Origin of the sequence: Uliginosibacterium sp. 31-12 (assembly GCF_030548425.1) — a bacterium.
GTDB lineage: Bacteria > Pseudomonadota > Gammaproteobacteria > Burkholderiales > Rhodocyclaceae > Uliginosibacterium > Uliginosibacterium aquaticum.
Genome location: NZ_JAUOOA010000002.1, coordinates 409730 through 419433 on the forward strand (window position 1 = coordinate 409730; position 9704 = coordinate 419433).

Here is a 9704-nt window from a genome sequence, read left to right on the forward strand (position 1 = left end):
TTCGACGTTTGCTTTGAAAAATGGCCGCTCCAGTCGCGAAGCCAATCTGTTCATAGCGAATTTTTGGATAAGACTTTTCGCCCATCGGGTCAGAACGTTTTTCTGCCCGAAAGCTAATAGCAATGACGTTTTACTAAATAGATGCAACGCACTGTGTGCCGCGAAAGCATGATCCGTCATGCCGTCACCTCCCCAAGCACCGCCTGATGGCGTGCAAACAGAACGCCCATCTGACGGCTGGCCTTGTAGGGCGCCACACATTCGCTCACGGCCTGAGACTCAAGCTCTCCGGTACGAATCCGGCTCCAGTAGCGAAGCAACTCGTCCGCCAGGGCCTGAGCAAGCTCGGCACTGTCGTTGTTGCCCGGCAGCACGGTGCCACTGACGTCATCCCTGATCACGAGATGCATCTGCGGCAGATGGATGGAGCACACCGGGCGGCCTGAACACAGCGCTTCGAGCACATAGACCGGCATGCCTTCGAAGGTGGAGGTCACCAGCCCCAGATGCCAGCCTTTCCAGAGCTCAGCGATCTGGGCAGAGTTTTTGAAGCCATGCCGTTTGGATATACCAACAATAGCCGCGAATTCTGGGAAAACCGTAGGATCTGCTGCGCCCACGTAGTGAAAGCGCGCTCCGGCAGGGGCAAGCTCATCGATGCGGCGGATAACGTCGAACATCATGCCGGGCCGTTTGAAGTGATCGAGCCTGCCAACGAATGCGATCTGCACCGGTCCATCAAGCTGGAGATAGGGCGTTGGTTGGAAGAGCCTGTCGTCGACGCTGACAGTCATGAACTCGGTTTTGCCTGCGGCGCCTTTGATGTCCTTGCTGATCCGATCGGTCTGCTCCTTATTCACCGAATAAACGTGCGCAGCATGCCGAACAGCATGAGCTTCGTTGAAGTGATGAAGATAAGGGTATTTCGACAGCAACGAATCCATAGGCTGATCGGGCCTCATGTCACCGTGCGTGGTGAGTACATAGGGCACGCCAATCAACTGGCACAGCCATGAGTATTCGTAGCGCTGGATATCAAGCGTGGCAGGCATCTCTCTGGCAAGCGCACGAATGCGCGGCAGATAGCGCAGCACGTTTTTGAAGAAATTCAGGGTGACCGATTGCAGCAGGCGCTTGGCTGCACTGTTAACCGCTACCTTGTGGCAGTGCATGATGGGCATGAACCAGTAGCTGCCCGCTTCGTCCTTGATTTCGACGAGCTCGCCAAGCTTGCGTTGGCCACTGTCATCCACGCCAATCAGGATGACGCGCATGTCGTCAGGACGATAGCGAATGACTTGGCGAACGTGCGTCTCTATCCCGCCTACTTTGCTGCCAAAAGGGTCCAGCGCATGGAGAGAGATAAGCGTGCTGCGAAAGATCTGCGGAGTGTTCATTCTCAAAAGTTCTCGTGCGGTTCTCAGGCTGCTGCATGCAGCTTGATGCAGTGGGTTATTAATTCACCGGTTTCACGTGCCGCCTTCTCCCAACTGAAGCGCGTGGCATTCGCCAGTGCCTTTTTAGAAAGCGCACTAAAAAGGGCGTCGTCGTCGTGCAAGCTTTTCATGCAATCTGCCAACGCCCGGGCATCACCGGGCGGAAAAAACAGGGCCCCTTCCCCGGCCACTTCACGCAACACGGGAATATCGCTGGCGATAACAGGCAAGCCATGAGATTGAGCCTCAAGCACAGGTAAGCCAAAACCTTCGAAATGCGAAGGAAATGCAAGATAGCGCGCTGAAGCATAAAGCTCGCTCAGTGCTGAGGCCGGCAGGTAACCAAGCGAGGCGGGATAAACACCAGCTCCGTTTTCGAACTGTGCCGCGTACTCAGGGAAACGGCCCTGGTCATCGCTACCAACGTGGTGGAGCGGCAAGGGCTGACCTTCGCGCGCAAGAAGAGACATCGCATGAACAAGGGTTTGCGCGCCCTTATTCGGTGAAACATTAGCTACAAAAAGGCCAAAACGCTCGGGCGAACGGGCTGCGGAACTGCTGATTTCAAGGCAAGGAGCCTCAAGCACGACACGGGTTTTGGCCGAAAAGCCCGGATGAAAGCGTTGCACATCATGCTGGGTATTGGCTGAAACACACAGGACTGCAGCACTGCTTCGGCACGCAAGCGGAAAGAAAATATTCCACCATAGACGATGATGCCATTTGTAGGAGTTCGGTGAAACATCAAAATAGAGGTCGTGCGCGACAAATATTTTCGGTGCAGTGGTCAATACACCACCGACCGGATTGGAGTTAAACACCAGATCGGCATGGTAGCGACGAACTCGCATGTGTAGCAGTGCGTTCTGTCGGAGAATATTCAAGGGCTGTGAGGCGACAAAGGGGTGTTCTTCGACGATGATGGCCGAATCCCTTATTTCGACAGGCAACTGTTCGCGCTGCCAGCAAGTGAGCAGTACGATGCGAAACCTATCCTCCTGAATCATCGCCTTCAGAAGAGAGAACAGGTAGTTGCTGATTCCGGAAATCCGATTGCCGGGCTCAAGCAGATGGTTGATGAGTAATGTTTCTTTCATCCGGCGTTCTTTCCGCTCACTTGTTTTCCGGCCGGCGCATGAATACGCGAAAAGAATCCATGTCAGCATCCGCGAGCTGATTCCAGCTTTGCGTTGCATGCGTTGATTTGACAGGGCTGCTAGCGAAAAAATCGGGGGAGGCCAGCGCAGAAGCCAGAGCGATAGCTGCGTCCTCCAGCCTGGAATTGGGTATGAATGCGGTAGAGGCCAGACTGGCTACTTCACGAAACACGGGGATATCCGACACCACCATGGGAATACCGCTATAGAGCACTTCAAGCAAAGGGAGACCAAGACCTTCGTCAAGTGAAGTACATAGAAATACGTGGCTCTTCCCAACCAGCTCACGCAATGCGGGAATTGATAGGTAACCATGATAGGAGACATGCGGGAAGCGCTTGAGCTTCAGAGCGACATCCCCCCACCCCTCACGCCCGGAGATATGCAACTCCACCGCCCGCCCCAGCTTGGTCGCCAGCACAGCGGTCAGTTCAGCAGCAAACTCGTAATTTTTACGTGGTTCAAGCGTACCAAGCATGACAAATTTGAGCGGGGCGCCATCAGTTGGAATTTGACGTTCTTTTCTTTCGAAACCAAAGACGTTTTCGGCACGCGGTCGCAAGGTCATGATTTTGGCATCGGGCCGACACACTTTGCGCAGGTTTTCTTCTGTCGTCTTAGAATTAACGAAGAAGTTATGCAAGTGCCGAACTGCATAAATAAAAGATGGGCGCATGTAGAGGCGCGCACGAACATTCAATTCGTTCTGGCGCTCAAGCAGAAATAGATCGTGAATATAAGGCACAACACGACCACCAAACAGCAAGGACACCAGAATGCTGGGTGGGAACCCTGGAAAAAGTAGCTTTGAATGGCGATAACGGGCCGCCAGCCAAGGGATGCCAAACCACTGCTCGCGGATCATGCCAAGCGCCGAAGCATGCGGAGTATGGAGCGCCTTAAAATCAGAAAGCACTTCCGGAGAAAAAAGATCGGCCGAAATCCGTTCAATCCCGGTAATTTTCCGACCCATATGCGAATAATCGACAAGAACTGACACGGAGCTCATTGGCTTGAACGCAGTCATACCCCCAGCCCTTTCTTTTGTCTGACAATTTCCTTTGTTGCGTAATAAAAAAACTTCCAAGAGTTAACCAGATAACGCCGCGCTAGCCGGCGGGGCTCAGAACAAAGACGCCAAACCCACTCAAAACCAAACTTCTGCATCCACTCCGGCGCACGCACAAGATTCCCGCTGAAGAACTCGATACCAGCGCCAAAACACAATACGCAGACATTGTTCAGACGCGATCTGTTTCGATAAGCCCACACCTCGGACTTAGGCGCCCCTACCCCCATGAAAAGGTGAGTGGCATTGATTCGGCCAAGCTCGGAAACAAGCTGATCGGAGATGTGCTCATTTTTTTCAAAACCGAAGGGAGGCACGGCCACCAGACAGTTCGTCGAATCAAATCCGTGCTCGCTGAGCCAGGAAACAAGGAAAGCGCGCGTATGCTCGGTAGCAACAAGAAAACAGGGGCGGTGCTTTTCAGGCTCAAGTGCATGCATGATTTCAGGGAACAAGTCAGCCCCGGTAACACGCTCCGGGATCTGTACGCCAACAAGTCTCAAAAATCTGGCAACAGGAAATCCGTCAACGGTCAACTTCCAGGCGTATTCACAAGCCTTCCGGTACTCCGGATTGTTATGCAGCGTAATAATGTGATCGACGTTGGGCGTGATGATGAGACGAGATTCAAAATCTAGGCCTATCTCACATGAGATAACATCCTGAACCACCTCTGACCGGGTCTGCATTCCGAATCTCAACCCAAAAACTGGTTTGCTTTTTTTACAGTCCTGCATGATCTGTGCTCAACCTTTTATTTTGAATCAAGACGATGAAATGAATTTTTCTCAGAAAAGTGAAAAAGGGGCGACATTAGTAGCCCCTTTTTCCGCACAGCTCAGATATTGATCAGTTTCTGCCGTAGGTATCTTCAAAGCGCACGATGTCGTCCTCGCCCAGGTAGGAGCCGGACTGGACTTCAATGATTTCCAGCGGCAGCTTGCCGGGGTTGGCGAGGCGGTGCACATGGCCCAGCGGGATGTAGGTGGATTCGTTCTCACCGAGCAGCATTGTTTTATCGCCATTCACCACTTCGGCGGTGCCGCTCACCACGATCCAGTGCTCGGCGCGGTGATGGTGCATCTGCAGGCTGAGGGTGGCGCCGGGATTGACGACGATGCGCTTGACCTGGAAGCGCGGGCCCATGTCGATACTGTCGTACCAGCCCCAGGGGCGATACACCTTGCGGTGGCTGGCAGCGAGGGTTTTGCCTTCGGCCTTGATGCGGCTGACGATGTTCTTGACGTCCTGAGCGCGGGATTTGTCGGCGACCATGACGGCGTCAGGGGTCTCGACGACGATCAGGTCCTTGATGCCGACGGTGGCAACGAGGCGGCTCTGGGCGAAGACGAGGCTATCTTGCGTGGATTCGAGCATCACTTCGCCCTGGGTGGCGTTGCCCTCGGCGTCCTTATTGCTGACGCTCCAGAGGGCGTCCCAGGCGCCGACATCGCTCCAGCCTGCGTCCATGGGGACGACAACGGGCTGGCCGAGTTCGGGGTGGGCGCCGAGTTGTTCCATGACGGCGTAGTCGATGGAGTTGGACGGGCAGGCGGTGAAGGCGGTTTTGTCGACGCGGATGAAGTCGCTGTCGCGCTTGGCGCCATCGACAGCACTCTGGCAGGCGGTGGCCATGGCGGGCTGGAGAACGGCGAGGGCCTTGAGCCAGACGCTGGCGCGCATCATGAAGATGCCGGCGTTCCAGAGATAGTCGCCACTGGCGACGTATTCGGCGGCGCGGGCGGCATCGGGTTTTTCGACGAAGGCGGCGAGCTTGCGGGCGCTGCTGGCGCCGGGCATGACTTCGCCGGTGCGCAGGTAGCCGTAGCCGGTTTCGGGGCGGTCCGGCACGATGCCGAAGGTGACGAGTGCGCCAGCCTCAGCCTGTTTGAGGCCTTCTGCCATGGCGGCGAGGAAGGCGGAGCCGTTGGTGACGATCTGGTCGGCCGGCATCACGAGCAGGATCGGGTCTCCGCCTTCTTGGGTGGCGACCAGCGCGGCGAGCTGCATGGCGGGGGCGGTGTTGCGGCCCACCGGTTCGAGCACGATGCGGTCCGAGCCCTTGCCGATCTGGCGCATCTGCTCGGCGATGATGAAGCGGTGCTCTTCGTTGGTCACCACGATCGGCTTGGCGATCTCGGCAGCGAAGCCTTCAAGGCGGCGCGCGGTGATCTGCAGCAGAGATTCAGGACCCGTCAGCGGCAGCAGCTGCTTGGGGTAGGTTTCGCGCGAGGCAGGCCACAGGCGGGTGCCGGAACCACCGGAGAGAATGACGGGCTGGAGCATGGCTACAAATTCCTGAGAAAACGATGAGTGCCTGATTATCGGCCAGAAGCCTGAGTGCTTAGTTCAGGGGCGATGGCTGTGGATTAAAAGCCATGCAAAGGCCGGGCCAAATGCCGCCACCCGGCGCCTTTACCTCTTAGTTGCTGCGAGCTTTGAATTCGACCAGATCGCGCAGCGCCGTGCTCCCGAGCGCTGCCGAAGCGGTGGCAAGCGGCTCGGCGCTTGCGATCGTGCTGGGTGCATCCTGCTTGCCCGCCATGAGACCGGAAAAAAGCATGAGCCCCAGGCTGGCGAGGCAAACCACTGCGCAACGGATGTAGAGATTCATGATGTTTCCCCAGGTATGGCTGATTTCTGTTCTGTAGCGCTTTGTGCAGAGCAATAAACATGCGCAAAAGGAGTACTCACCCGCTTACCCCTTTGATCGCGCTAAATGGCCGCTATCAGGGTTTGTGCGGATGTTACGGCGGGCATGTTGCGGGTGCGTGAGAAGTGGTTCTCAGTTGACGCCAAGAGCCTGAATTTTTTACTCAGGAATGCGGCAAATGTCACAGCCTCGAAGTTATTCGCGACTCAAGCCCGGCGAACGGAAGCTGCTGATTTTTAGGGGGATATGCCCTTTGGGGGAAGGGCTTGGCGATGGAATATCGAAGGCAGCGCACCGCCGCGGGGCAGAACGATGCTTGATGGTATGCGTGGCTGCGGTTTGAGCCGGAAACGGGCCCGACGCGTTTCGTAGGTGCGGCTTTAGCCGCATGACCCCTGCACCACTCTGGGCCCCGCTGGCTGAAGCCGACCCATCAAAAGCGCCATGCCGCGTCAGGCGGCTGAGTTCTCCGCCAGATAGGCTTTGAAGGCCATTCTCACCCCGGCCTCAAGATCGACTTTGGGCTCCCAGCCCATGTTGCGCAGGCGGGTGCTGTCCATCAATTTGCGAGGGGTGCCATCGGGCTTGGTGGCGTCAAATTCGATTTCGCCCTGGTACCCGACGATCTTGGCAACCTTTTCGGCCATTTCGCGAATGGTGAAGTCCGAGCCATAACCCACGTTGATGTGACTAAGCATGGGGCTGGTATAGGTGTCGTAGAGGGTTTTATCGAGATTCATGACGTGGATGCTGGCTGTTGCCATATCGTCCACGTAAAGGAATTCGCGGTAGGGTGTGCCGGTTCCCCATAACTGAACGGAGTGCGGGTGGCACAGGAAGGCGAGTTCGCCCCCTTCGTCATCTCTGAGCAGCCCGAGCATCTGAAGAATATCCACCGGGATTTCGCCATGCGCCTGCTCGTTGGCGACGATGCCGGCGAGATCCCCTTCCATGGACATCTTGGCCAGGTGGAATTTGCGGATCATCGCGGGCAGAACATGGCTGTTGGCGAGGTGATAGTTGTCACCCGGGCCATACAGATTGGTGGGCATCACGCTGCGGTAGTCGGTGCCGTATTGCCGGTTGTAGCTTTCGCAGATTTTGATGCCGGCGATCTTGGCGATGGCATAAGGTTCGTTGGTAGGTTCCAGCTGGCCGGTAAGCAAAGCTTCTTCGGCCATGGGCTGGGGCACAGCGCGCGGATAGATGCAGCTGGAGCCAAGGAAGAGCAGCTTCTGCACGCCGGTGCGGTAAGCAGATTCGATAATGTTGGCCTGGATCATCAGGTTTTGATAGATGAATTCGGCCGGGTAGATGTTGTTGGCGTGGATGCCGCCGACCTTGGCCGCGGCCAGGTAGACCTGGGTGGGCTTTTCGGCTTCGAAGAGGGCGCGCACAGCAGCCTGATTAGTGAGATCAAGCTCTTTGTGGGTACGGGTCAGGATCTGGGCGTGGCCTTGAACCTGAAGCTGGCGGACGATGGCAGAGCCCACCATACCACGGTGGCCAGCGACGTAGACTTTTTCCTGTGTACTCATGTCTCGTTCAGTTTCAAGTTGCGCGTTTCGAGATGCCCGGCGGGGTTGTTGCCTTGCTTGTGCGGCTGAAGCAGCGCCTACAGATGCTTGCTCTACTTTGGTTTTGCGGCTGAACCCGCTGTTACGGTGGCATGGCCCTCTTTCATGCCGAAGCCCGCACCCCGTTTTTGTGGGGATACGCGGGCTTCTGTGAGGCGTTTCGCCATTCAGGTTTCTTGAAATGACGGTTAAGGGAATTAGTGTTCGGTTGGAACCAATACGCCGAAACCGTGCTTCTTCAGCAGGGCGTGCCGCTTGGCAGTTTCTAGATCGCTAGCGACCATTTCTTCACACATTTCCTGCGCGGTGATTTCGGGCGTCCAGCCCAGTTCGGCCTTGGCCTTGCTGGGGTCGCCGAGCAGCGTCTCAACTTCTGCCGGGCGGAAGTAGCACGGATCGATCTTGACGATCACATCCCCCACCTTGAGCGCCGGGGCCTTGTCACCCTCGATGGCTTCGATGATGCCGGTCTCGTCCACACCCGTGCCTTCAAAGCGCAGCTTCACACCCAAATGCGCGGCAGACCAGCTGATGAACTGGCGCACGCAGTATTGCACGCCGGTAGCAATCACAAAATCCTGCGGTTTCTCTTGCTGCAGCATCATCCATTGCATGCGCACGTAGTCCTTGGCATGGCCCCAGTCGCGCAGGGAATCGATGTTGCCCATGTAGAGGCACTTTTCGAGGCCTTGAGCGATGTTGGCCAGACCACGCGTGATCTTACGGGTGACAAAGGTCTCGCCCCGGCGCGGGGATTCGTGGTTGAAGAGGATGCCGTTGCACGCGTACATGCCATAGGCTTCGCGGTAGTTCACCGTGATCCAGTAGGCGTACATTTTGGCCACGGCGTAGGGGCTGCGCGGGTGGAACGGCGTGGTTTCCTTCTGGGGAACTTCCTGCACCAGACCATACAGCTCGGAGGTGGAAGCTTGATAAAAGCGGGTCTTCTTCTCGAGGCCCAGAAAGCGGATGGCTTCCAGGAGGCGCAGGGTGCCGATGGCGTCGACATCGGCCGTATATTCCGGAGCTTCGAAGCTTACCGCCACATGGGATTGGGCTCCGAGGTTGTAGACCTCGTCCGGTTGCACTTCGCTGAGGATGCGGGTGAGGCAGGAGGAATCAGAGAGATCGCCGTAGTGCAGCTTGAAGCGGGCATTCTCGATGTGCGGATCTTCGTAGATGTGATCGACGCGCTGGGTGTTGAAGAGTGAGGCGCGGCGCTTGATGCCGTGCACTTCGTAGCCCTTTTCCAGTAGGAATTCAGCGAGGTAGGAACCATCCTGGCCGGTAACGCCGGTAATGAGGGCGACTTTCTTGCTCATGCTTTTCGTCTTCCTATGCGAAGTCTTGGGCGCCCGACAGGCGATCACCTGCCGAGCGAGGGAGTTACTTACGGCCGTAGGTATCCTCGAAGCGCACGATGTCGTACTCGCCCAGATAGGAGCCGGACTGGACTTCGATGATTTCCAGCGGCAGCTTACCGGGGTTGGCGAGGCGGTGCACATGGCCCAGTGGGATGTAGGTGGATTCGTTTTCACCAAGCAGCAGGGTTTTCTCGCCATTCACCACTTCAGCGGTGCCGCTCACCACGATCCAGTGTTCGGCGCGGTGGTGGTGCATCTGCAGGCTGAGGGTGGCGCCGGGATTGACGACGATGCGTTTCACCTGGAAGCGCGGGCCCATGTCGATGCTGTCGTACCAGCCCCAGGGGCGATACACCTTGCGGTGGCTGGCAGCGAGGGTTTTGCCCTCGGCCTTGATGCGGGTGACGATGTTTTTCACGTCCTGAGCGCGGGATTTGTCCGCGACCAT

Annotated in this window: 9 protein-coding genes; all 9 read right to left on the reverse strand. The window is 56.8% G+C overall.

Annotated elements, in window-relative coordinates:
- Nucleotides 1–176: 176 nt before the first annotated feature.
- Entirely contained in the window at nt 177–1397 is a 1221-nt protein-coding gene (locus tag Q3Y64_RS07090; RefSeq protein ID WP_303560599.1) for a glycosyltransferase, read from the reverse strand.
- Nucleotides 1398–1420: 23 nt separating this feature from the next.
- A complete protein-coding gene (locus Q3Y64_RS07095; RefSeq protein ID WP_303560600.1) occupies nt 1421–2533 on the reverse strand; it encodes a glycosyltransferase family 1 protein in 1113 nt (370 codons plus the stop codon).
- Between the two features lie 16 nt (nt 2534–2549).
- On the reverse strand, nt 2550–3620 hold the full coding sequence (locus Q3Y64_RS07100; RefSeq protein ID WP_303560601.1) for a glycosyltransferase: 1071 nt from the start codon (nt 3618–3620) through the stop codon (nt 2550–2552).
- The gene (locus Q3Y64_RS07105; RefSeq protein WP_303560602.1) at nt 3617–4399 is read right to left on the reverse strand and encodes a WecB/TagA/CpsF family glycosyltransferase; all 783 of its coding nucleotides are present in this window, start codon (nt 4397–4399) and stop codon (nt 3617–3619) included. The genes Q3Y64_RS07100 and Q3Y64_RS07105 overlap by 4 nt, the downstream gene beginning before the upstream one ends.
- Nucleotides 4400–4511: 112 nt before the next feature.
- A complete protein-coding gene (locus tag Q3Y64_RS07110; protein ID WP_303560603.1) occupies nt 4512–5948 on the reverse strand; it encodes a mannose-1-phosphate guanylyltransferase/mannose-6-phosphate isomerase in 1437 nt (478 codons plus the stop codon).
- Nucleotides 5949–6084: 136 nt separating this feature from the next.
- Complete coding sequence (locus tag Q3Y64_RS07115; protein WP_303560604.1) at nt 6085–6276, reverse strand: hypothetical protein; 192 nt, start codon at nt 6274–6276, stop codon at nt 6085–6087.
- A 491-nt stretch (nt 6277–6767) separates the two neighbouring features.
- On the reverse strand, nt 6768–7853 hold the full coding sequence (locus Q3Y64_RS07120; RefSeq protein ID WP_303560605.1) for a GDP-L-fucose synthase: 1086 nt from the start codon (nt 7851–7853) through the stop codon (nt 6768–6770).
- A gap of 236 nt (nt 7854–8089) precedes the next feature.
- Nucleotides 8090–9214: a GDP-mannose 4,6-dehydratase gene (gmd, locus tag Q3Y64_RS07125; protein ID WP_303560606.1), complete on the reverse strand. Its 1125-nt coding sequence runs from the start codon at nt 9212–9214 to the stop codon at nt 8090–8092.
- A gap of 64 nt (nt 9215–9278) precedes the next feature.
- Nucleotides 9279–9704: cupin domain-containing protein (locus Q3Y64_RS07130; RefSeq protein WP_303560607.1), on the reverse strand; the 426-nt coding region annotated here is incomplete at its 5' end.

Coding starts and splice junctions, on each gene's coding strand:
- Q3Y64_RS07115 (WP_303560604.1), bottom strand. CDS start 6,276: ATGAATCTCTACATCCGTTGCGCAGTGGTTTGCCTCGCCAGCCTGGGG.
- Q3Y64_RS07105 (WP_303560602.1), bottom strand. CDS start 4,399: ATGCAGGACTGTAAAAAAAGCAAACCAGTTTTTGGGTTGAGATTCGGA.
- Q3Y64_RS07090 (WP_303560599.1), bottom strand. CDS start 1,397: ATGAACACTCCGCAGATCTTTCGCAGCACGCTTATCTCTCTCCATGCG.
- Q3Y64_RS07110 (WP_303560603.1), bottom strand. CDS start 5,948: ATGCTCCAGCCCGTCATTCTCTCCGGTGGTTCCGGCACCCGCCTGTGG.
- Q3Y64_RS07100 (WP_303560601.1), bottom strand. CDS start 3,620: ATGACTGCGTTCAAGCCAATGAGCTCCGTGTCAGTTCTTGTCGATTAT.
- Q3Y64_RS07095 (WP_303560600.1), bottom strand. CDS start 2,533: ATGAAAGAAACATTACTCATCAACCATCTGCTTGAGCCCGGCAATCGG.
- Q3Y64_RS07120 (WP_303560605.1), bottom strand. CDS start 7,853: ATGAGTACACAGGAAAAAGTCTACGTCGCTGGCCACCGTGGTATGGTG.
- gmd (WP_303560606.1), bottom strand. CDS start 9,214: ATGAGCAAGAAAGTCGCCCTCATTACCGGCGTTACCGGCCAGGATGGT.